The sequence below is a fragment of the Rhodococcus ruber genome, assembly GCF_027270735.1.
Taxonomy (GTDB): domain Bacteria; phylum Actinomycetota; class Actinomycetes; order Mycobacteriales; family Mycobacteriaceae; genus Rhodococcoides; species Rhodococcoides rubrum_A.
Window position 1 is genome coordinate 407,098 of the sequence record NZ_JAPWIJ010000005.1, and the last position, 22,580, is coordinate 429,677.

A 22,580-nucleotide genomic window follows, 5' to 3' on the forward strand; every position below is an offset into this window, starting at 1 on the left:
CTGTTCCCGGTCCCGGGGATACTGGTCCGGTGACTGCCACGCTCCGCATCGACGATCTGGCCGCTTTTCACGGCGATCGAACTCTGTTCTCCGGGCTCGACCTCACGGTGACCGAGGGCGATGTGATCGGGCTCGTCGGCGCGAACGGCGCAGGTAAATCGACGCTGTTGACGCTGCTCGCGGGTGTGGGGACGGCCGATCACGAGGGTGAGATCTACACCAGCCCACCCGACGCGACCGTCGGCTATCTCGCACAGGAGCCCGAGCGAATTACCGGGGAGACGGTGCTGGACTTCCTCGGTCGACGGACCGGGGTGACCGACGCCGAATCGTCGATGAACGCGGCCGCCGAGGCTCTCGGTTCGAGTGACGACGACCTCTACACCCCAGCACTGGAGAAGTGGCTGGCTCTCGGCGGCGCGGATCTGGCGGAGCGCACGGCGAAGGTGCTGGCGGATCTCGGTTTGGATGTCGACGGGTCTGCGCTCATGACGGCGCTGTCCGGTGGGCAGGCTGCGCGCGCCGGTCTCGCGGCGATTCTGCTCGCGCGCTACGACATTCTTCTGCTCGACGAGCCGACCAATGACCTCGATCTGGCAGGCCTCGAGCAACTCGAGCAGTTCGTCGTCGCGACGCGGGCGGCGATCGTCGTCGTCAGTCACGACCGCGAATTTCTGGCGCGGACGGTGACGGGTGTCGTCGAGCTCGATCGGGCGCAGCGTCGTATCGATGTGTACGACGGCAGCTACCAGTCCTATCTGGCGGAACGCGAGATTGCGCGCCAGCATGCGCGGGAGAAGTACGACGAGTTCGCAGACACCAAGTCGGCGTTGGAGTCCCGGGCCCAGATGCAGCGAAACTGGATGGAATCGGGGGTGCGCAATGCGCGCCGCAAGGCCACCGACAACGACAAGATCGCCCGCAAGACCCGCGCCGAGTCCACCGAGAAGCAGGCCGCGAAAGCTCGTCAGACACAGCGCCGCATCGAGCGGCTCGAGGTGGTCGAGGAACCCCGCAAGGAATGGGAGCTGCGAATGGAGATTGCGGCGGCTCCCCGTAGCGGCACCGTTGTCTCGGTGTTGGGCGGTGCTGTCGTTCGCCGATCGGAGTTCACATTCGGTCCGGTGACGACGCAGATCGAGTGGGGCGATCGAATCCTCATCACCGGGCCCAATGGCTCCGGCAAGACGACGCTGCTCTCGGTCCTGCTGGGCCGGTTGACGCCGGACGAGGGAATGGCCTCACTGGGTTCGGGTGTGGCGGTCGGCGAAATCGACCAGGCACGAGCATATTTCGTCGGCGAGGGGACAGTGTCCGACGCATTGAGTGCAGCGGTTCCGGACTGGCCCGACGCCGAAGTGCGGACGTTGCTGGCCAAGTTCGGACTGCGCGGCGACGACGCGCTGCGGCCGGCGTCATCCCTCTCGCCGGGTGAGCGAACTCGTGCGGCACTCGCATTGCTACAGGCCCGCGGCGTGAACCTGCTGGTGTTGGACGAGCCCACCAACCACCTCGACCTACCTGCCATCGAACAACTCGAACGTGCGATGGAGAACTTCGAGGGAACCCTGTTGCTGGTCACCCACGACCGCCGAATGCTCGACACCGTTCGCAGTACTCGTCACTGGACGATGAACGATGGGCAGCTGAGCGAGAAGTAGGTCGCGCTGAATCGGGTGCAGCTGGCCGCGGTGAGCGCGGTCAGCTGCACCCGATTCACGTCAGCTCAGCAGAATCTCGTTCACCTCTGCGGCGGGAAGCATCGGCAACGTGTGATGCGTGGCTCCGTCGAGTATCACGGTCCGCGCTGCAGGCAGGACGGTTCGGACCGCCGATTCGATGCGAGCAGCGTTGTGCACCTTCCCTTTCCCTGCCAGCACCACGGTTGTCGCTACACCGAAGTTCGCGAACGCAGCAGGTTTCGGCCGTTTCGGAACAATGATTTTTGTGGTCGGAGCATGCGCGGCTCCCAGAGCAAGTACGTCGAGCCAATCCGGATCCAACTGCGCGTCATCGGTTTCCCATCGCACGAAAGCACGCTGCCGTGTCTCGTTGGGAGACAGCAATGTCGGCAGGGCGTGCAGCAGGTACCGCGGACTCATGGAGCCGAAGCAGGAATTGGGATCGAGTAGCGTCAGCGTATCGATGCGACTTTCGTTGCGCAGGGCGTACGCCAGAGCGATCATCGCGCCGTAGGAATGTCCGCAGAGCGCCGCGGTGGGCAGCTCGAGCTCATCCAGCACCGCCGTCACCCAGTTCAGCAGCTCGTCCACGGAGTCGATGGACTGCTCACCCGGCACGCTCCGTCCGACATCGCCCATGAGGTCCACCGCGTACACCCGATATCGCTGCGAGAGCGCCGCCACGTTGGCGAACCACACGGTCGACGTCGCGCCCGCGCCCGGTAGTAACACCAGAGCCGGACCGTCGACGGGTCCGCAGGCGTTGATTCGTGTGGAGCCGTGCACCGTTTTCACGTCGATGGCTTGGGTATGTGCCGGCCACTCCCGCAGCACTCGGTCGTATGCGGCATAGAACTTCTCCAACGTCACGGCAACCCTCTATTCTCTCGATGATCGAGATAGTAGACAATAGAGAGACTTCTCGTCCAGCATCTCCCGAGGGACCAGCACATGACCGAGCCCATTTCTGCCGTCCATCAGCTACGTGCGCTGACCGTCGACCTCGATCTTCTGGGCGCGGAGTTCGCGCAGAGACATGCGCTCCATCCGACGGATATCCGGGCGCTGATCTGCCTCCTCGACGCGGACCGAGCCGGAACGCGCGCTACCCCCGGTTGGCTAGGAACCCAGCTGGGCCTGGAATCCGCGTCGGTCACAGCCCTGATCGATCGAATGGCGAAGCGAGAGTTGGTATCACGTGAGTCCGACCCAGCCGATCGCCGGCGAGTACTCCTCCGGGTCACCGCACATGCAGCCGAACTCGGCACCACGTTCTTCGGCCCCGTCATCGGCCGAGCAGTCGACGAGCTGGCGCGCTTCACACCCGAGCAGCGGGCGACGATCGACGAGTTTCTGACGACCATGCGCGCCATTGTCGCCTCCGCCCGGGACCAACAGACTTCGTAGCGACATCGAACTCATTCGTTATTACCCGTTGACAGATCGTTGGGTTTATACAACACTTCATTGTCATGAGCCCCGTCAAGCGCGGTACCGCGCTCCCGATCTTCAACAGGGTGGGTGTTCTGCGGGCAGAACGAAAGATGAGCCGCGCACAACTGGCCGAACTCGTCGAGGTGAACCCGCAGACAGTGGGAGCCCTCGAACGAGGCGACCACTACCCGAGCTTGGACCTCGCGATGCGCATCTGCGACGTCTTCGATCTGCCGATCGAAGCAGTGTTCTCGCGCACCGAACTCGGACCACTCTCGGCCGAACTCTTCCGAAGGGAAAAGGATCGATGACTACGCCCGGCTCCGACATCCTCACCCGCTACCAGGAGCGTCGCACGCGGCGCTTCTTGGAGAACGACGCGAAAACCCGTCACTGGCTTCCGAACTGGCGCACCCAGAAACGTCGACGCATACTCGTCGTCTTCCTGTTGGCGTCCTTGCTCACCCTGTTGGTGGTTGCCGTGTGGTCGCTGTTCTCCCGGTGGGCACCGATCGCATGGATCCCGGCCACGGTGATGTTTCTCGTCGCGTGGACGATGCTGCAGACAGTGTCCCGTCGGCACAGCGATGCACCGGTGGGCGCACTCGACGAATGGGAAGTGCAGCAGCGCAACGAAGCACGGTCGATCGGCCTCACCGTCACCCAGGCTCTGGTGATGATGGCAATTCTTCCAGTGATCGTGCTGTCGGGAGGGTACGACAACGAAAACCTTTCTTACGCCGCGGGTTTGTGGACGCTTGTTGCCCTGCTGACCGGCGGGTGCTCCCCCGCAATCATTCTCGCCTGGATCACCCCCGACCCCGAACCAGAAGACACCGAAGATTTCGACCAGCAGTAACGACCGAAAGGGCACCATGAGCACCCTCACGATCGACTCCGTCTCCAAGAGATACGGCGACAAGATCGCCCTGGACAACCTGAGTTTCGACGTCCGGCCGGGCGAGCTGTTCGGCTTCGTCGGCAGCAACGGCGCGGGCAAGACCACCACGATGCGCATCGCATTGGGCGTACTGTCTGCAGATTCCGGCCAGGTTCTGTTGGGCGGCAAGCCCGTCGACCTCGACGTCCGCCGCACCATCGGATACATGCCAGAGGAACGCGGCCTGTACCCGAAGATGAAGGTCGGCCCGCAACTGGCGTACATGGCCGAGCTCCATGGCTTGTCGTCGAAGGATGCCAAAGCTGCGGTGATTCGCTGGACCGAACGTCTGGGCATCGACGAGCGAGTGAACGACACCGTCGACGCGCTGAGCCTGGGCAATCAGCAGCGCGTGCAGTTGGCAGCAGCGCTGGTGCACGACCCCGCGGTTCTCGTGTTGGACGAGCCGTTCTCCGGCCTCGACCCGATCGCCGTCGACGTCATGAGCGAGGTCCTCCGCGAAAAAGCGGCTGCCGGAGTGCCGGTGGTGTTCTCGAGCCACCAACTCGACCTGGTGCAACGTCTGTGCGACCGTGTCGGCATCATCGCCGCCGGCTCGATGAAAGCCGTCGGCACCGTCGACGAACTACGCGGATCGGGAGATTCGCACCTGCACGTCCACGCACCGAACGCTGCCCCCGGATGGGCGTCGGGCATCGACGGAGTGAGCATCCTCGACCACAGCGACGGCATCACCGTTCTGGGGTTGGCACCGGGAGCCGACGATCAAGCAGTTCTGCGGGCCGCGCTCGCGACCGGACCGGTCCATGAATTCTCCATCCAGAAACCTTCCCTGAGCGACCTGTTCCGAGAGGCGGTAGTGGCATGAGCTCACAACTGAATTCCTTCAGCGCGGTCTCATTGATCGCCAAGCGCGAGTTCACCGTTCAGGTGATGAAGAAGAGCTTCGTCATCAGCAACGTCATCATTCTCGCCGTCATCGTCGGCGGCATCATCGCGTACTCGATCTTCTCGGGCAGCGGTGACGAGGAGCGCGACGTCGTCGGCATCGCTGGTGATCAGTCAATCGCGGCCGTAGTGGAAGCAACCGGCGACGCCGTCGGTTCTCCGGTCGAAGTTCGTGAGATCGCCGACGCGGGGGCCGCACGGAGCGGCGTCGAATCCGGGGATCTCGACGTGGCGCTGGTGCCGGACGGAACCGCAGGCGCATACACAGCCGTCACCGAGTCCGATCTGACCGGGACGTTGAGAGCAGTCGTCGAGGGCAGTGTTGCGACGCAGGCCACGAATGCTGCACTGGCGCAACAGGGTGTCGACCAGAACGAACTCGCAGCGTCGACGGGTGCCGCGACGGTCACCGTCGACGCCATCGATCCGCCGGACCCCGAAGCCGGTCAGCGGACCGCTCTGGCGCTGTCGGCAGTGTTCCTGCTGTACGCCCAGATCATCGGCTTCGGCATGTACGTCGCGATGGGCGTCGTCGAAGAGAAGTCCTCACGGGTCGTCGAACTGCTGCTCTCCACCGTTCGCCCGCTGCAGCTGCTGTGGGGCAAGATCCTCGGCATCGGTGCCGTCGGAATCCTGCAGCTCGCTCTATACGGAATTGCCGGTGTGGGAGCAGGATTGGGCACGGGCGTCCTCACCGTCACCGGTGCCGCCGTGAGTGTCTTCGCTGCCACGTTGGCCTGGTTCATCCTGGGCTTCGCCTTCTTTGCGGTGCTCTATGCGGCAGGCGGGTCGATGGTCTCGCGGCAAGAGGACGTGAACTCGACGACAATGCCGCTCCTGATCCTGATCATGGCAATGTTCTTCGCCGCCTTCTACTCCGTCAGCGATCCGGAGAGCACACTCGCGAACACATTGAGCTGGATCCCCCCGTTCTCCGCGATCATGATGCCGTTACGCATCGCCGCCGGCGTGACCTCGCCGGTGCAGATCGTCGGATCGGCGGTCCTGATGATCATCACCACCGCCATCCTGGCGATGGGTGCAGCGAAGATCTACCAGCGATCCATCCTTCGAATCGGCAAGACCGTCTCCTGGAAGGAAGCGTTTGCTCGCTAGGGTTCGCTGCGTAGGCTCCCCGATATGAGCCCACGGACATCCGCCGCCGAGATTCTCGATTCCGTTCTCGACGGCGGATCGTTCGTGTCCTGGGACTCCACGCCCGTGGACGTCCATCCTGGGGAGTCCTATCTGAGGGACCTGGCCAAGGCTCGCGAGAAGAGCGGCGTCGACGAATCGGTGTTGACCGGCGAGGGCACCATCGAGGGCCGACGCGTGGTGATCATCGCCTGCGAGTTCGCCTTTCTCGCCGGCTCGATCGGCGTTGCAGCTGCCGAGCGCATCACCTCCGCTGTCGAACGCGCCACCGCCGAAGGATTGCCATTGATCGCCTCCCCCACGTCCGGCGGAACGCGAATGCAGGAGGGCACACTCGCGTTCGTGCAGATGGTCAAGATCGCCGCCGCCGTCACCGCGCACAAGATGGCACATCTGCCATATCTGGTGTACCTCCGCAATCCCACGACCGGCGGGGTGTTCGCATCCTGGGGTTCGCTGGCCCACGTCACCGTCGCCGAACCCGGAGCGCTCATCGGATTCCTCGGCCCCCGCGTCTATCAGGCGTTGTACGACAAGCCTTTTCCCGACGGAGTCCAGACCGCCGAGAACCTGTACCAACACGGCGTCATCGACGGGGTGGTGCCGGTCGATCAGTTGGGGAATCTACTCACTCGAGCCCTGCGGGTGATCCTCGACGCCCCGACGTGGACCGATACCGCTGATGACAGTCCCGCACCCATGACCGAGCGGTCGGCCTGGCATTCGGTGCAGTCGTCGCGTCGCGCCGATCGCCCCGGAATTCGGCAACTGATCGAACATGCTGCTACCGAACAGGTTCCGCTCAGTGGTACCGGGCAGGGCGAGGCCGATACCTCGATCCTGTTGTCGCTGTGCCGCATTCGCGGTGTCTCCTGCGTGCTTTTCGGAAACGACCGCAGCAGCAGCTCCGCCAGCGCGACAATGGGCCCGGCGGCATTGCGCGAGGCCCGACGCGGAATGCGTCTGGCCGAGGAATTGCGAATTCCGCTGGTGCTCGTGATCGACACGTTCGGCGCAGCTCTGTCCAAGGAAGCAGAGGAGGGCGGCCTGGCACCCGAGATTGCGCGCTCCATCTCGGATCTGGTCACCGTCGACACTCCCACGGTGTCGGTGCTGCTCGGCCAGGGCACCGGCGGCGGAGCACTCGCACTGCTGCCTGCCGATCGCGTCCTGTGCGCCCAGAACGGCTGGCTCGCACCACTTCCGCCCGAGGGTGCCAGCGCCATCGTGCACCGCGACACCGCCCACGCTGCAGAGATGGCCGAGGCACAGGGCATCCGGTCGGTCGATCTACTGCGCGACGGCATCGTCGACGCCATCGTGCCCGAACTCCCCGACGCGGCCGACGAGCCGGCCGCGTTCTCCGGTCGCATCGCCGATGCCATCGCCCGAGAACTGCACACGCTGTCGACCGTCGATTCCGCCACTCGGACTCGGAACAGGCTCGGCCGCTACCGCACTCTCGGGGTCACCTTGTGAGTGGAAACTCGACCCCTGCTACGAGACCGGAGTGGAGCCTGCGGAACGACCGCAGGCTCCGCCGTGCACCTGCGAGGTCACGAGCGCCAACACGTCGCCCGCGCGTAGGTCTGCGGGCAACTCGACCGGACTGACGCAGCTGCGTCCTGGGCTGTGCACGTCCACCTTGACCACCGGACCCACCGAATGTCGGTTGACCACCACGGCCTGCAGCAGATCACCGAACTCGGCATCGACGCCCACTTCACCTGCGATGACCGAGCGCACCCGAGTCACCAGAATGCGGCCCCACTGCACCGGAGTGCCCTGCGCATCGGCCAGATCCTCCAGCGCAACGCCGTCGACGGTGATTCGGCCGCACACACAGTGCGTATCGGCGGGCCACAGCGATGGATCGCACCGCGCAACATAGGCGGCACCGAGAGACGGAAGCATGTCGAGAAGTGTCATGAGAAGCAGTCTTGCGCCGCGCGGAGGCGTCGAACAGAGGTGTTGACGCAATATTGACGGCGCATCAGCGAATATTGACGGCGTGTGGGCAAGAGTGCACGCGGCGACCGCCGGTCGACGGGATTCCGCCGGTCGTCGCCGGTAGTGCGCAACCCGGCCCGGACCACCCCACCCTCGAACTACGCTCCAGAGCATGAGTGGCGAGTATCGGCAGGCGTTCGAGAACAGCATCGACAACCGCGAGCAATTCTGGCTCGATGCCGCAACGGGAGTCGACTGGGACACCCCGCCTACCAGCGCGTTCGACGGCTCGCGGTGGTTTCCCGGGGCCCGTCTGAACACCTGCTTCAACGCCCTGGACCGGCACGTCGACGCCGGGCACGGCGACCGGACCGCGTTGATCTACGACTCGGCGATGCTCGGACTCACTCGCAGCTACACCTACTCCGAACTCCTCGACCAGGTCGCTCGATTCGCCGGGGTACTGCGCGAGCACGGTGTGGGGCCGGGCGACCGCGTGGTGATCTACCTACCGATGATTCCCGAGGCCGTCGTCGCGATGCTGGCGTGTGCGCGACTCGGTGCGGTGCACTCGGTGGTGTTCGGCGGATTCGCCGCCAAAGAACTCGCCGCGCGCATCGACGACGCCGAGCCGGTACTGCTGATCACCGCGAGCGGCGGGTTCGAGCCCGGTCGCGTCATCGAATACCTTCCCCTGGTGCAGCGCGCCCTCACTCTGACGACCGCGAAAACACCGTCGGTGATCGTGAAATCGCGCGAGGGAATCGCCGGCGACCACGAGTGGCTGGACTGGGACACCCTCATCGCCGACGCCACCGCCGCACAACCGGTTTCGGTGCTGGCCACCGATCCGCTGTACATCCTCTACACCTCAGGAACGACGGGAAAGCCCAAGGGTGTGGTGCGCGACAACGGCGGCCATGCCGTCGCGCTGACGTGGTCGATGCGCAACATCTACGACGTGGGGCCCGGGCAGGTGATGTGGACGGCATCCGATGTCGGCTGGGTCGTCGGACATTCGTACATCGTCTACGCACCCCTGTTCGCCGGTGCCACAACGGTTCTGTACGAGGGCAAGCCCGTCGGCACTCCAGATGCAGGCGCATTCTGGCGGGTGATCCAGGATCACGGTGTCCGTGCCCTGTTCACGGCACCGACTGCGCTGCGTGCGATCCGCAAGGTCGATCCCCACGCCGCCGAGCTCGAGAAGTACGACACCTCCTCGCTCGAAACCCTGTTCGTCGCCGGCGAACGCCTGGATCCCGATACCTACGAGTGGATTTCGCGCACGCTCGATCGACCGGTGGTCGACCACTGGTGGCAGACCGAGACCGGGTGGGCGATCTGCGCCAATCTTCGCGGGCTGGAACCACTTCCGATCAAACCCGGATCGCCGACCGTACCGGTACCGGGGTTCCAGGTGGGCATCCTCGACGCGTCGGGCAATCCGGTGGACGCAGGCACCGAGGGCAACATCGTCGTGCAACTGCCACTGCCGCCCGGCGCGCTGGTCGGACTGTGGAACGACGAATCACGTTTCCAGCGTTCGTATCTCGATACGTTCCCCGGTTACTACCTCACCGGCGACTCCGGCTACATCGATGCCGACGGTTACGTCTATGTACTCGGCCGCAGCGACGACGTCATCAACGTTGCAGGCCACCGCCTGTCCACCGGGTCGATGGAGGCGGTGCTCGCGGGCCATCCCGCCGTCGCCGAATGCGCCGTCATCGGTATCCACGACGACCTCAAAGGCCAGCGCCCCAGCGGATACGTGGTTCTCAAGGCCGGCGAGAACATCTCCGAGGAGCAATTGCGTACCGAACTGGTGGCCATGGTGCGCGATCAGATCGGTGCGCTGGCGACGTTCCGCGACGTGACGATCGTCGGAGCGCTGCCGAAGACCCGATCGGGCAAGATCCTGCGGAAGACGATGCGCCAGATCGTCGCAGGCGAGGAGTACGGCGTGCCATCGACCATCGAGGATCCGGCCGTCCTCGATGCACTGGAGAAGCTGCTCGGCAGATAGGCGGCGGTAATACGAGCAACCATGGCCGAAACCCGCGCGCCACAGCGACGTCCTACGCGATAGCGTCGTCGGCATGACAGATCTCGACACCCGTCCTTCCGTCGACTGGCTCGCCCTCGGTGCGGTCACCGTCACGGTGGTCTCGTGGGCCTCGGCTTTCGTAGCGATTCGCGGCGTCGGCGAGTCGTTCGGAGCCGGCCCGCTGGCATTGGGGCGACTGCTCATCGGATCTTTCGCACTCGGCGCGATAGTTCTGGTCAAAAGACGGTGGGTCAAGCCGAATCGGACACAGTGGCTGCAGATCGTCAGCATCGGTGTCTTCTGGTTCGGCATCTACAACGTCTCCCTCAACGCAGCCGAACAGCGCGTCGACGCCGGCACGACGTCGATGATCATCCAGATCGGACCGATTCTGGTCGCCCTGTTCGCGGGTCTGCTTCTGGGCGAGGGCTTTCCGAAGTGGTTGGTGATCGGTGCCGGTATAGCGTTCGCCGGCGCGGTGATGGTCGGTGTCGTCACCGCCGTCACCACCACCTCGACCACCAGGACGGACGCCGACTTCCTCGGCATCGCATTGTGTCTGATATCCGCAGTGACCTATGCGATCGGAGTACTCAGCCAGAAGCCGGTACTGCGCACGATTCCCGGCCTGCAGGTCACCTGGATGGCGTGCACCATCGGCGCGGTGTGCACGCTGCCCTTCGCGCCTGCTCTGCTCGACGACCTGTCGACCGCCTCGACCGGCGCCACCGGCGGACTGATCTATCTGGGCCTGGTGCCGACGGCACTGGCCTTCAGCACCTGGGCCTACGCGTTGACGCGAATGAACGCAGGCAAGCTCGGCATCACCACGTACGCCGTGCCGCCGATCACCATCACTCTCGCCTGGCTGCTGCTGGGCGAAGTGCCGCACTACCTCGCCGTGGTCGGCGGAGTGATCTGCCTGGTGGGAGTCGGGTTGTCCCGCAGACGCTAAAGCGCCTTGAACCGTGCAATCGCCACTTCACGCTCGTGCTTGTGGTCGACGATCGGCTCCGCATAGTCCTTCGGGCGACCGAACTTCAACGTGTGCACGGCTTTACCCTCTTCACCACGCAGCTCCGGCACCCAGCGTCGAACGTAGTCGCCGGTGGGGTCGAACTTCTCGCCCTGGGTGATGGGGTTGAACACACGGAAGTACGGCGAAGCGTCGGTACCGGTTCCCGCGGTCCACTGCCAACCGTGTTGATTGCTCGCCAGATCGCCGTCGACGAGATGCTGCATGAAGTAACGCGCTCCCCGCCACCACGGCAGGTGCAGATCCTTGACGAGGAACGACGCGACGATCATGCGGACCCGGTTGTGCATCCACTTCTCCGAGTTCAACTGCCGCATACCGGCATCGACGATCGGGAAGCCCGTCTCCCCCGTGCACCACGCCTCGAACAACTCGTCGGCGTGCTTGCCCGAGTCCAGTTCGATCGCGTCGAACTTCTTGACGTAGTTTTCCCGGGCACTGTCGGGACGCTGAAAAAGGATGTCGCCGTAGAAGTCTCGCCAACAGATCTGCCGACGATACGACGCGGACCCCTCGCTGCGCAGTGTGCCGAGGTCGGCCAACATCGTCCGCGGGTGAATGGTTCCGTACTTCAGGTGCACCGACATCCGGCTTGTCGAATCCAAATCGGGACGATTGCGCTCGTCGTCGTACGCAGAAACCTCGTCGAGAAATTCCTTCCACTGCTTCGACGCGGCCTCCTCGCCGGCTGCCGCGTCGGACGCCTCCTTCTCGGAAGGAATCTTCACGCGCCGAACACCTTTGACCTCGTCCGGGTCGATCCACGTCGCACTGGCGGCCGACGTGTCGGCAGGCCCGCGCCAGCCGTGTTCCAACCACTGGCGTGAGTAGGGCGTGAACACCTTGTACGGCTCGCCGTCGTTCTTGAGGATCCGCCCGGGGGCGACCGCATACGGGGAGCCGGTCTCGACCAGGGTCACCTTCTCGCCCACCCGCTTGTCTCGCTCGCGACCGTAGGGGCCGTAGTCGGCACTGATGTGGACGTCCTCGGCGTCGATCGCCTTCGCCACCTTCGGGACCACCGTCTCGGGGTCGCCGTGCACCACCATCAACCTGCCGTCGAGCTGCTCGTTCAGTGCCTCGAGAGACCGAAACAGGAAGTCCTTGCGTGGACCGCCGGAGGGCTTCAGCAAGCGGTCGTCGAGCACGAACAGCCCGAGTACCGGATCTCCGGACTCGGCGGCGGCGGTGAGTGTGGGCAGATCCCCCAAACGGAGGTCACGGCGGAACCATACGAGCGACATGGTGTCAGTCTTACCCAACCGTCCGGAGTGCAACCCGCCCGCGTCGATTCCCTCCGCCCGACCCCAGGTGCAGTTACCGTGTATGCGGCACCGCGCCTGCCGGGGAGGAACACGCGTCGACATGGCATTCGAGTGGGGAGCGCCCCATCGGTACGACTTCTTTCCCGATTACCTGGTTCGACGGAACTTGATGACGCTCGCGCGAATCGCCGTTGTCCTGGCCACGGTGGTCCTGGGCCTACAGTCCCTGTTGTTCGAGCTCGGCACCGACCGGAGCAACTCCGGTGCGATGGTCGTGGCCGTAGGGGTTGCTGTCGTCGACGTGGGGTGGGCTGCGCTGCTGTGGCGATCACGTCCGTGGTTCACGGAAACACAGTCCCTGTGCTTCGTGGTCACCGCAGTCGTCTTCATGACCACCACTGGACTACTCGTTTCGATCCCGCTTCTCGGCCTGGCCGAATGTACCGGGTTCGCCGTCGTCTGTGGCTACGTGGTGTTTTTTCACGGCCCTCGTGTTTTCGTCGCAGCGATCACCGGCGCGGTGTCGGCGACCATCGCCATCGGGATTGCCGAGCTACACGACGGCGTTCCACCGATACAGGTTGCGGCACTGGGTGCGTCGGTTCTGATCATCATCGGCGCAGTGCCGATGATGACACTCGTGATCGTCGGCATGATGACCCTCGACGTCGAGGACTCGGAGATCGACGAACTCACCAGGACATTCAACCGTCGCGGGCTCGACCGGGAAGTTCGGCAGTCGATCACGTCGTCCGACTCCGCACAGTCCATCACCGTCTACCTCCTCGATCTCGACAAGTTCAAGTCGATCAACGACACGTACGGTCATTCCGCTGGCGACGAGGTACTCGTCGCGGTGGCCGATGCTCTGCGACGAACCGAACCGGCGATGACAGTGGCGCGGCTCGGCGGCGAGGAATTCGTGGTGGTCGACGCAGCCACGCCAGCCCCGTCGACCGCTCCCGAAGCCACGGCCGAAGGGCTGCGGCGCGCAGTTCGTGAAGCCGCCACACCCGTGGTCACGGCCAGCATCGGCGTCAGCGGACCGATGCACACGGACTCGTCTTCCGTCGACCGAACATTGCGTGCGGCGGTGGCAGCTGCGGATCGCGCGATGTACGAGGCCAAGCGTGCGGGCGGCGACCGAGCACATCACGATTCGATGTCGTGAAAGAACTCTCAGAGTACCGCCAACAACGGCTCACCGTGGTCGCAAGAAGTCCCTCTAGCTTGGGAAACACCCCGAGAGACGAGGAGAACATCATGACGAACACCCGCCCCTTCCCCGGCGCTCTTTCCCTGGTGAACAGCACCTGCACTTTCGAGAAGTACTACGAGCAGCTCTACGCCAAGGCTCCGGCACTCGCCTGGTCACTCGATGCCGACACCGGCCGCCGCAGTGCTCTCGAGGAGTTCTTCGCCAAGACGCCCGAAGAACGCCGAACCACCGTCGACAGCTGGGTTGCCTGAACCGTCACAATGGACCGGTGACCGAATCGTCGAGTTCCCCTGCCACCGTCCTCGTCGTCGATGACGACGCCGACGTGCTGTCCTCACTGCAACGTGGACTGCGCCTGTCGGGATTCACCGTCATCACCGCATCCGACGGAGCAGAGGCACTCGGCGTGGTCTCCAGATCCACACCCGACGCGATCGTCCTGGACATCAACATGCCGGTACTCGACGGGGCCAGCGTCGTGACCGCGTTGCGCGCGATGGGCAACGACATCCCGATCTGCGTGCTCAGTGCCCGTAGCTCGGTGGACGATCGCATCGCCGGGCTCGAATCCGGGGCCGACGACTACCTCACCAAGCCGTTCGTGCTGGCAGAACTCGTTGCGAGAATCCGCGCAATGCTCCGCCGACGAGGCACCAATCCAGTTGTGCCAGTGATAGATTCGGGTGTACCGAACTCGGCGGTGGCCATCGGGAGCCTGGTGGTCGACATCCCCGGTTATCGCGTGCATCGCGGCGGCGTCGACATCGACCTGACCAAGCGGGAATTCGAATTGCTGGCAATTCTGGCGAGAAACAAGGGTGTGGTCCTCACGCGTGAGCGATTGCTCGAACTGGTGTGGGGCTACGACTTCGTCGCCGACACCAACGTCGTCGACGTGTTCGTCGGCTATCTTCGTCGCAAACTCGAATCCGATGGGTCACCGCGCATCCTGCACACCGTCCGAGGCGTCGGCTTCGTCGTCCGAGACGCCGCATGAGCTTCTCGCTGCGCGCCCGCGTCGCTGCCGCCACGGCCCTCGGTGCCACCCTCGTGGTTGCCGCACTCGCGGTGGTCACCTCGGTTGCCATCTCCCGCAACAACGTCAATCAGCTCGACGAACGGTTGACGACAGCGTCACAGGTGCTGGTCCCGAACTCGTCGACGTTGGAGGCCTTCATAGATCAACTCTCCGGCGCATTCGCCGTCACCATTCGCAGCGGTGACATCGTCGTCGCGTCCACACCGACGCGGCTGCCCGCGCTGGACACCGGATCGCAGACCGTCGACGTCGACGGCCAACGGTTCCGCGTCTACACGGCAGTATCGACCGTCGTGTCCACCATCTCCATTTCGATCGGAGTGCCGGCCCTCGAGGCACAACAGGTGACCGACGAGCAACAAAAACAGGTGCTGATGCTGGGGCTGGTTGCGATCGCCGTGTCCACGGGCCTGGGCTGGCTGTTCGGCGGGCGAGCCGTCAGACCGCTGGTGACGTTGACCCGCCAGGTCAGCGCGCAGCCACCGACTGCTCCCGAGACCCGCACCGGTGTGACCGAGGCCGACGCACTCGCAGTCGCGATCGGGGGCATGCTGACCAGACTCAACGAGGCCCAGGACCGTACCAATGCCGCACTCGACACCGCACGCGACTTCGCTGCTGTCTCCGCACACGAACTGCGCACCCCACTGACGGCGATGCGCACCGACATCGAGGTCCTGCGAACCCTCGACCTCAAGCCCGCGCAGCAACGGGAGATTCTGGGTGATCTCGAGCGAACGCAAGGACGGGTGGAGACGACGCTGACCGCTCTGGAACGCCTCGCGTCGGGCGAACTGTCCAGTGAGGGCGACAGAGTCGAGACCGACATCATCGACATCTGCGACGTCGCAGCCCAGGACGCGCAGAGACTGCACCCCGAACTCGACATACGCGTGGAGTCCGCTCCCGATTCCGAGATCACGATGCGCGCACTACCGACCGGTCTGCGATTGGCCGTCGACAACGTGATCGGCAATGCCGTCCGGCACGGCAACGCAACCTCGATCGTCATCACTGCCGAACGGGTGGACACGACGGTGCGCGTTCTGATCGACGACAACGGATCCGGGGTTCCCGTCGATGAACGCGAATCGGTGTTCGGCCGTTTCGAGCGCGGCACCAGGGCAGCGAAGGGCGGCTCGGGGCTCGGCCTGGCACTGGTTGCGCAGCAGGCCGAATTGCACGGTGGCCGTGTCTACTTCACCGACAGTCCACTGGGCGGCGCGCGCCTGGTGATGGAGTTGCAGATTCGCTGAGTTGCGGCATTCGTTACGCGGGAGAAACCCGCAGGATCGCCCGATGCGAGGAGTATGGAATCGTGCACTCGTCATCGGATTTCACCGTTCCCGTCATCGACATCTCGCCCTACGTTCTGGGTGACCGCTCCCCGGAGGCCGACGCGATCGCGCGCCGAAGCGTGGCATCGGACGTCGACCATGCATGCAGCACAGTCGGTTTCATGCAGATCGTCGGACACGGCATCCGGGACGACGTCGTTGCCGGGCTCGCGTCGGCGATGGATTCGTTCTTCGGACTCGATCCAGCACAGAAATCGGCTTACATCTGCCCGCCCGAGCTCAATCGCGGCTACACCGCCCCGAAGAGCGAAACGTTGAGCCTGAGCTTGGGGCTCGATTCGGCGTCGGGCATGAACGACTACTTCGAGGCATTCAACGTCGGCACCGGTGAGCCGAACACCTGGCCCGAGTCGACCGGGTTCCGGAGCGCCGTCGAACTGTATTTTGCCGAAGCTGCCCGTGTGGCACGGACGCTGACCGGGGTGTTCGCCGATGCGCTGGGGGAATCGCCGAACCTGTTCTCACGCATCACCGATCAGTCACTCGACACGCTGCGCATGAACAACTACGCGCTGGATCCGGGCACCGACGTCCCGGAGTGTGAACTCACCGGAATGAGCGAGCACACCGACTACGGATTGGTGACGGTGCTCTGGGCCGATCGGGTACCCGGCCTACAGGTCCTCGGTGCCGACCGGCTGTGGCACGACGTGCAGCCTGCCGAGGGCGCGATGCTGGTGAATCTGGGTGATCTGACAGCCCGGTTGACCAACGATCGCTGGATGTCGACTCTGCATCGTGTGCGGCCACCGGTATCGGGCGGAACGATTCGACGCAGGCGTTCTGCCGCCTTCTTTCACGACGGAAACCTCGACGCACTGATCGCACCGTTGGCGTCGTGCGTCGAGACAGGCGCAGTGCCCCGGTACCGACCGGTCACCGTGGCCGAACACATCCAGGCAAAGCTGGCAGGTTCCCGAGGCGGAACGGCGAATGCCTCGGCAACCCGCGAAGCCGAGCGAGTACGACGCGCTGTTACTCGACCTGCGGTTACTTGACGTCGAGCAGGTCGATGACGAACACGAGCGTCTTGCCGGACAGGCGGTGACCTGCGCCGGCTGGGCCGTAGGCGAGCTCGGGCGGAATGGTGAGCTGACGGCGTCCGCCGACCTTCATTCCGGGGATGCCGTCCTGCCAACCCTGAATCAGTCCGCGCAACGGGAACTGGATGGATTCGCCGCGGTTCCAGGACGAGTCGAACTCTTCGCCCGAGTCGAACTCGACGCCGACGTAGTGCACCTCGACGGTGCCGCCTGCAACTGCCTCTGCGCCGTCACCCTCGACGAGGTCGACCGTCACCAGGTCCAATGGTGCGGGTCCGGCCTGAAATTCGATCACTGGCTTCGTCACTGAAGTCTCCTGCGGTTGATGCCGGCCCGCCGACGCCGGCTGTGAAGCTCTGGGCATATTCCGCTTCGACTTTACGTCGTGACGGTCAACCAATTGGAGCTGGCATCAAATTCGTCTTGTATTCGCAGGTCAACGTGTTGCCGGTTGCGGGGTCGCCCATCTCCACCTTCCAGGCGTCGGAGAACTGATTCACCCCGTGGTGCATCGAGATGGTGCCCGAGATCAATACCGTTCCACGCGAGAACAGTCCGCGTTCGGTGAGCACGTCCAGCCAGTACTGCGGAGCGAGGAGATCACCGAGCGTTCCGGCCTGAATGAGTGCTCCGTCCGCCCAGGCGGTCAGGGTGATCTCGTCCAGTCGATCGGCCACGTCGGTCAACCGCCACGCGCTGGTACCCAGCACGTCAGGGGCGGCGTTCTTGCTCCACGCGACGCTGTGAACTTCCAGGTCACGATCGGTGTGATCGCACGCAACCGTGAGCAGTACGTCGTCGATCGTGTTGCCCAGGACGACCAGGGCCCACTCGGCCTCACCCGAGGTGCGGCCGTGCTGGACGGCGACGGTGTCGGTCTGCTGCGCCAAGTAGGGCGAGATGGGGTACAGCGCCGGGGTCACCGTCGGGGCGGGTACCCCCAATTCGGCCAGCTCCGCGATGTGCGAGGCCACCTCTTCCTGGTTGCGGCCTGCGTACCCCGCATTGAGCAGCGTGGTGACCTCGAGCGACTCGGTCGTGCCGTCGGGCAGCGTGAATGTGAGCATCAGTAAGGACCCTCTCCTCGTAAATTTTCTGTTTCCGATACGCCGAAAGCCTTGCGCATACGTCTTGTATACAGCAAGTATGGAGCACGTACAACGGATAGAGTGATCCCAGGCACACGAAGGAGTCGTCATGACCGAACCTGTTTCGGTGGATAGAAAGGGCCTGGCCAAGGCCTTCGCGGCCAGCCTGACCGGAACGGCATTGGAGTGGTACGACTTCGCCGTCTACTCGGCCGCCGCCGCGCTGGTGTTTCCGCTGGTCTTCTTCCCGGACAGCGACCCGCTGACCGGAACACTGCTGGCCTTCTCGACATACGCCGTCGGGTACATCGCCCGTCCGGTCGGCGGATTCGTCTTCGGACGCCTCGGCGACGTGATCGGGCGAAAACAGCTACTCGTCATCACCCTGCTGTTGATCGGCGTCACGACATTCGCCATCGGCTTGATCCCCGGATACGACACCATCGGCATCGCAGCTCCGATCATCCTCGTCACGATGCGGTTCTGCCAGGGCGTTGCCGTCGGCGGCGAGTGGGGCGGTGCCGTCCTGCTCTCCAGCGAATACGGCGATCCCCGCAAGCGTGGCTTCTGGTCTTCCGCCGCGCAGATCGGACCACCGGCGGGAAACCTGCTCGCCAACGGCGCCCTCGCAATCCTGACACTGTCGCTGACCGACCAGCAGTTCGAGTCCTGGGGATGGCGGGTGGCATTCCTCTTCTCGTCCGTACTCGTCGGGTTCGGTTTGTGGATCCGCCTGAAGCTCGAGGACACCCCGGTGTTCAAGGCACTCCAGGAAAGCGGAGATCGCTCGGAAGCCCCGATCAGCGAGGTGTTCAAGACCGAACTCCGCCCATTGGTGGCAGGCATCATGTCTCGTGTCGCACCGGACGTCATCTACGCGCTGTTCACGGTTTTCTCCATCACCTACGGCACGCAGAAACTGGGCTTCGAGCGCAGCGAAGTACTCACGGCCATCCTGATCGGATCGGCGTGCCAGCTCGGCCTGATCCCGCTCGCCGGAGCGGTGTCCGACCGGATCAACCGACGTCTCGTCTACGGCGTCGCAGCCGTGGGCGGTGTTGCCTGGAGCGCGATCTTCTTCCTCGTCATCGGCGGCGGATCTCTACCGCTGCTGATCCTGGGTGTGGTGGTGGGCCTGGCGTTCCACTCGTTCATGTACGGGCCACAGGCAGCGTTTGTCACCGAGCAGTTCAGCGTGCGATTGCGCTCCACCGGTAGCTCGTTGGCGTACACGATCGCCGGTGTGTTCGGCGGGGCGATGGCACCGTTGATCTTCGTGTACCTGTTGGACAAGACGGACAGTTGGGTGCCAATCGCCGGATACATCGTGGTCGTCGGTGCCGTGACACTCGTCGGCCTCGCACTCGGCCGCAACCCCGACCCCACCGAGGACGAGCACTACGTGCTACTGAACCAGGAGCACGAAAAGGCTACGCGCGCAGCAGAGTCTGAAGTGTGACCTCGAGGTGAGCGTCGATCTTCTCGTGTACCAGGCCCTCATCGCCCGCACCGAGTGCGTCGATGATGGCCTGGTGCTCGGCGCACACCCGATGCTGCCGGTTGGCGGCGGTGAACAACGCACTCAAGCCCACGCGAAGCTGGCGTGCTCGCAGACCGGCATATGTACGAGAGAGCAGATCGCTTCCCGCCGAATCGATCAGACTCTGGTGAAATGTGCCGTCCCAGTCGATGAACTGCTTGGGTGCATCCGCATCGCCCGAGTTCATCAGCAACTCCTGCTGCGTCAGCGCGTTCTGCATCGCCGCGATCGGAGCATCACCGGCGCGCAGTGCTCGGGTGGCCGCGTGCCGCTCGAGGACGCCGCGGAGATCCATCAGTTCGGCGATCTGCCGTCCGGACATAGCCGGTACGTGCGCGCCGCGCTTGGGCACCATCTCGACCAGACCCTCGGACTGCAACATCAGCAGCGCTTCACGAACCGGTGTGCGCGATACTCCGATTCGCGTCGCGAGCTCCTGCTCGTTGAGAAAAGTGCCGGTGGCGGCCGGTGACGACAACACCTGATCGCGCACGAACAGATACGCCTTCTCCCTCCCCGACAGCGGCTGCATACGATATGTATACCTGTCTTCCTCCGACGACACCAGGAGTCACACCGTGAGCTCGTCCATCCGCATCAGCCTTGCCCAGATCACCAGCGGCGAACACCCCGCCGAGAACCTCGAACTCATCGAGACTCATGCCCGTGCAGCAGCACATGCCGGATCGGACGTCGTCGTGTTTCCGGAGGCGACGATGCGTTGCTTCGGCGGACCCATCCGAAAGTTCGCACAGCCTCTCGACGGCGAATGGGCCAACGCAGTGCGCTCCATCGCGTCGGACGCCGGGATCACCGTCGTCGCGGGGATGTTCACGCCCGCCGCCGACGACAGAGTGACCAACACACTGCTCGTCACCGGCCCCGGCATCGATGCGAGCTACGACAAGATTCACCTGTTCGACGCGTTCGGATTTGCCGAATCCGACACCGTCGCACCGGGTTCGGACCCACTGGTACTGGACATTGCCGGGGTTCGAGTGGGCTTCGCGACCTGCTACGACATTCGATTCCCGGCACTGTTCCAGAAACTCGGCGACCTCGGCGCGGAACTCGTTCTCGTTCCGGCGTCGTGGGGAGCGGGTGACGGCAAAGTGGACCAGTGGACCCTGCTCGCTCGCGCACGCGCGTTGGATTCGACGACGTTCATCGCAGCCTGCGACCAAGCCGAACCTGTTGCCGCCGAGGGAAATGCACCATTGGGCGTGGGACACAGCGTCGTCTGCTCCCCCACCGGCGAAATTCTCGGGCAACGCGACGCGACGCCCGGCATGCTGACGATCGACATCGATACTGCAATGGTCGCCGCCGTGCGCAAGACGCTGCCGGTATTGAAGAATCGCAAGCACTTCGACGCCTGACAGTGCCGCGAACTCGAAGCTATGGACGGGATTCGGCCGTAAAGCGTCCATAACTTCGAGTTCGGCACGGGGATACGACAAAGCCGCCGGCTCCCGAGGGGAGCCGGCGGCGTTGTTGTGCAACAGCTAGCGGGAGCTGACGTCCTGGTAGTCGCGCTCGGTGTAGCCGGTGTAGATCTGACGCGGACGGCCGATCTTGCCGGTCGTGTCCTCGTTCTGCTCGCGCCAGTGCGCGATCCAGCCCGGAAGACGGCCCATCGCGAACAAGACCGTGAACATGCGCGGCGGGAAGCCCATCGCGCGGTAGATCAGGCCGGTGTAGAAGTCCACGTTGGGGTACAGCTTGCGCTCGACGAAGTAGTCGTCGGTGAGAGCGGTCTCTTCGAGCTTGAGAGCGATCTCGAGCAGCTCGTCGCCGTTGCCCAGCTTGCCGAGGATCGTGTGCGCGGTTTCCTTGACCAGCGTCGCGCGCGGATCGAAGTTCTTGTACACCCGGTGTCCGAAGCCCATGAGCTTGACGCCGTCTTCCTTGTTCTTGACTCGACGCAGGAAGTCGGTGGCGTCGCCGCCCTCGGCCTTGATCTTGTCGAGCATCTCGAGCACGGCCTGGTTGGCTCCGCCGTGCAGCGGGCCCCACAGCGCATTGATGCCGCCGGAGATCGAGGTGAACAGGTTGGCCTGCGAGGATCCGACGAGGCGCACCGTCGACGTGGAGCAGTTCTGCTCGTGGTCGGCATGCAGGATGAGCAGCATGTCGAGTGCCTTGACGATCTCGGGATCGACCTCGTACGGCTCGGCGGGGAAGCCGAACGTCATGCGCAGGAAGTTCTCGACCAGACTCTTCGAGTTGTCCGGGTAGAGGAACGGCTGGCCGACCGACTTCTTGTAGGCGTAGGCCGCGATGGTCGGCAGCTTGGCCAGCAGACGGATGGTGGAGAGCTCGACCTGCTCGGGATCGTTCGGCTCCAACGAATCCTGGTAGTACGCCGACAGCGCGTTGACCGCGCTCGACAGCACAGGCATCGGGTGCGCGTTGCGCGGGAAGCCGTCGAAGAACCGCTTGAGGTCCTCGTGCAGCAGCGTGTGGCGACGGATCCGGTCGGTGAACGTCTCGAGCTCATCTGCGGACGGCAGCTCCCCGTAGATCAACAGATAGCTGACCTCGATGAACGACGACTTGCCCGCAAGCTGTTCGATCGGGTACCCGCGGTAGCGCAGGATCCCCGCGTCACCGTCGATGTACGTGATGGCCGACTTGGTGGACGCGGTGTTGACGAACCCGCCGTCCAGCGTCGTGTAGCCGGTGGTCGCCAGCAGCTTTCCCAGCTCGATGCCGTTGTTGCCTTCAGTGGCCTCGGCAATCGACATGGAATATTCGCCACCGGGGTAGGTGAGGGTGGCTTTGGCATCATTCTCAGCGGGCACGAATGGTCCCTCTCGAACTCGTGTAACGGACACGTACTTAAAACGGACAGTTCTTACGTCGATAGTGA

At 64.1% G+C, this 22,580-nt stretch carries 23 protein-coding genes; 16 read left to right on the forward strand and 7 right to left on the reverse strand.

The window, feature by feature from the left end; all coding sequences use genetic code 11:
* Positions 1 to 29: 29 nt before the first annotated feature.
* On the forward strand, positions 30 to 1,661 hold the full coding sequence (locus tag O4220_RS14350; protein WP_269605246.1) for an ABC-F family ATP-binding cassette domain-containing protein: 1,632 nt from the start codon (positions 30 to 32) through the stop codon (positions 1,659 to 1,661).
* 60 nt (positions 1,662 to 1,721) lie between these two features.
* On the opposite strand, the gene O4220_RS14355 is transcribed toward O4220_RS14350, so the two are convergent.
* Positions 1,722 to 2,552 (reverse strand): alpha/beta fold hydrolase, encoded by an 831-nt coding sequence (locus tag O4220_RS14355; protein WP_269605248.1) that lies wholly within the window; start codon positions 2,550 to 2,552, stop codon positions 1,722 to 1,724.
* 81 nt (positions 2,553 to 2,633) lie between these two features.
* Here O4220_RS14355 and O4220_RS14360 point away from each other — a divergent pair, with 81 nt between their 5' ends.
* The 6 genes from O4220_RS14360 (at position 2,634) to O4220_RS14385 (ending at position 7,599) form a co-directional block, all read left to right on the forward strand.
* Positions 2,634 to 3,089, forward strand: coding sequence for a MarR family winged helix-turn-helix transcriptional regulator (locus O4220_RS14360; RefSeq protein WP_269605250.1), 456 nt, complete (start codon positions 2,634 to 2,636; stop codon positions 3,087 to 3,089).
* Positions 3,090 to 3,154: 65 nt separating this feature from the next.
* Positions 3,155 to 3,427, forward strand: coding sequence for a helix-turn-helix transcriptional regulator (locus tag O4220_RS14365; RefSeq protein WP_032372936.1), 273 nt, complete (start codon positions 3,155 to 3,157; stop codon positions 3,425 to 3,427).
* Complete coding sequence (locus O4220_RS14370) at positions 3,424 to 3,975, forward strand: hypothetical protein (protein WP_269605252.1); 552 nt, start codon at positions 3,424 to 3,426, stop codon at positions 3,973 to 3,975. The genes O4220_RS14365 and O4220_RS14370 overlap by 4 nt, the downstream gene beginning before the upstream one ends.
* 16 nt (positions 3,976 to 3,991) lie before the next feature.
* Positions 3,992 to 4,885: an ABC transporter ATP-binding protein gene (locus O4220_RS14375; protein ID WP_269605254.1), complete on the forward strand. Its 894-nt coding sequence runs from the start codon at positions 3,992 to 3,994 to the stop codon at positions 4,883 to 4,885.
* Positions 4,882 to 6,081: an ABC transporter permease gene (locus O4220_RS14380; protein WP_032377382.1), complete on the forward strand. Its 1,200-nt coding sequence runs from the start codon at positions 4,882 to 4,884 to the stop codon at positions 6,079 to 6,081. Before O4220_RS14375 ends, O4220_RS14380 begins: the two co-directional genes overlap by 4 nt.
* Positions 6,082 to 6,105: 24 nt before the next feature.
* On the forward strand, positions 6,106 to 7,599 hold the full coding sequence (locus O4220_RS14385) for a carboxyl transferase domain-containing protein (RefSeq protein ID WP_269605255.1): 1,494 nt from the start codon (positions 6,106 to 6,108) through the stop codon (positions 7,597 to 7,599).
* 18 nt (positions 7,600 to 7,617) lie between these two features.
* Here O4220_RS14385 and O4220_RS14390 read toward each other — a convergent pair whose 3' ends face one another.
* Complete coding sequence (locus tag O4220_RS14390) at positions 7,618 to 8,049, reverse strand: hypothetical protein (protein ID WP_269605257.1); 432 nt, start codon at positions 8,047 to 8,049, stop codon at positions 7,618 to 7,620.
* 193 nt (positions 8,050 to 8,242) lie between these two features.
* On the opposite strand from O4220_RS14390, the gene O4220_RS14395 reads away from it, so the two are divergent.
* Positions 8,243 to 10,099 (forward strand): propionyl-CoA synthetase, encoded by a 1,857-nt coding sequence (locus O4220_RS14395; RefSeq protein ID WP_269605261.1) that lies wholly within the window; start codon positions 8,243 to 8,245, stop codon positions 10,097 to 10,099.
* 73 nt (positions 10,100 to 10,172) lie between these two features.
* A complete protein-coding gene (locus tag O4220_RS14400) occupies positions 10,173 to 11,075 on the forward strand; it encodes a DMT family transporter (RefSeq protein ID WP_269605263.1) in 903 nt (300 codons plus the stop codon).
* Here the strand turns inward: O4220_RS14400 and O4220_RS14405 are convergent.
* On the reverse strand, positions 11,072 to 12,400 hold the full coding sequence (locus O4220_RS14405; RefSeq protein WP_269605265.1) for a cryptochrome/photolyase family protein: 1,329 nt from the start codon (positions 12,398 to 12,400) through the stop codon (positions 11,072 to 11,074). The genes O4220_RS14400 and O4220_RS14405 overlap by 4 nt on opposite strands.
* Before the next feature lie 121 nt (positions 12,401 to 12,521).
* On the opposite strand from O4220_RS14405, the gene O4220_RS14410 reads away from it, so the two are divergent.
* The 5 genes from O4220_RS14410 to O4220_RS14430 all read left to right on the forward strand — a co-directional run bounded on the left by O4220_RS14410 (position 12,522) and on the right by O4220_RS14430 (position 17,035).
* Entirely contained in the window at positions 12,522 to 13,592 is a 1,071-nt protein-coding gene (locus O4220_RS14410) for a sensor domain-containing diguanylate cyclase (RefSeq protein WP_269605267.1), read from the forward strand.
* 92 nt (positions 13,593 to 13,684) lie between these two features.
* Complete coding sequence (locus O4220_RS14415; protein ID WP_032378310.1) at positions 13,685 to 13,891, forward strand: hypothetical protein; 207 nt, start codon at positions 13,685 to 13,687, stop codon at positions 13,889 to 13,891.
* A 17-nt stretch (positions 13,892 to 13,908) separates the two neighbouring features.
* Positions 13,909 to 14,637, forward strand: coding sequence for a response regulator transcription factor (locus tag O4220_RS14420; protein ID WP_269605269.1), 729 nt, complete (start codon positions 13,909 to 13,911; stop codon positions 14,635 to 14,637).
* Positions 14,634 to 15,935 (forward strand): sensor histidine kinase, encoded by a 1,302-nt coding sequence (locus tag O4220_RS14425; RefSeq protein ID WP_269605271.1) that lies wholly within the window; start codon positions 14,634 to 14,636, stop codon positions 15,933 to 15,935. Before O4220_RS14420 ends, O4220_RS14425 begins: the two co-directional genes overlap by 4 nt.
* Positions 15,936 to 15,997: 62 nt before the next feature.
* On the forward strand, positions 15,998 to 17,035 hold the full coding sequence (locus tag O4220_RS14430) for an isopenicillin N synthase family dioxygenase (RefSeq protein ID WP_269605273.1): 1,038 nt from the start codon (positions 15,998 to 16,000) through the stop codon (positions 17,033 to 17,035).
* Here the strand turns inward: O4220_RS14430 and O4220_RS14435 are convergent.
* Positions 17,028 to 17,387: an FKBP-type peptidyl-prolyl cis-trans isomerase gene (locus tag O4220_RS14435; protein WP_032377394.1), complete on the reverse strand. Its 360-nt coding sequence runs from the start codon at positions 17,385 to 17,387 to the stop codon at positions 17,028 to 17,030. The genes O4220_RS14430 and O4220_RS14435 overlap by 8 nt on opposite strands.
* Before the next feature lie 85 nt (positions 17,388 to 17,472).
* On the reverse strand, positions 17,473 to 18,147 hold the full coding sequence (locus tag O4220_RS14440) for a DUF2848 domain-containing protein (RefSeq protein WP_269605275.1): 675 nt from the start codon (positions 18,145 to 18,147) through the stop codon (positions 17,473 to 17,475).
* 130 nt (positions 18,148 to 18,277) lie between these two features.
* Here O4220_RS14440 and O4220_RS14445 point away from each other — a divergent pair, with 130 nt between their 5' ends.
* Positions 18,278 to 19,627: an MFS transporter gene (locus tag O4220_RS14445; protein WP_269605277.1), complete on the forward strand. Its 1,350-nt coding sequence runs from the start codon at positions 18,278 to 18,280 to the stop codon at positions 19,625 to 19,627.
* Here the strand turns inward: O4220_RS14445 and O4220_RS14450 are convergent.
* The gene (locus tag O4220_RS14450; RefSeq protein WP_269605279.1) at positions 19,599 to 20,240 is read right to left on the reverse strand and encodes a GntR family transcriptional regulator; all 642 of its coding nucleotides are present in this window, start codon (positions 20,238 to 20,240) and stop codon (positions 19,599 to 19,601) included. The genes O4220_RS14445 and O4220_RS14450 overlap by 29 nt on opposite strands.
* Positions 20,241 to 20,286: 46 nt before the next feature.
* Here O4220_RS14450 and O4220_RS14455 point away from each other — a divergent pair, with 46 nt between their 5' ends.
* Complete coding sequence (locus tag O4220_RS14455; protein WP_269605281.1) at positions 20,287 to 21,087, forward strand: carbon-nitrogen hydrolase family protein; 801 nt, start codon at positions 20,287 to 20,289, stop codon at positions 21,085 to 21,087.
* 126 nt (positions 21,088 to 21,213) lie between these two features.
* Here the strand turns inward: O4220_RS14455 and O4220_RS14460 are convergent, their stop codons facing one another.
* Positions 21,214 to 22,512, reverse strand: coding sequence for a citrate synthase (locus tag O4220_RS14460; RefSeq protein WP_269605283.1), 1,299 nt, complete (start codon positions 22,510 to 22,512; stop codon positions 21,214 to 21,216).
* Positions 22,513 to 22,580: the final 68 nt, after the last annotated feature.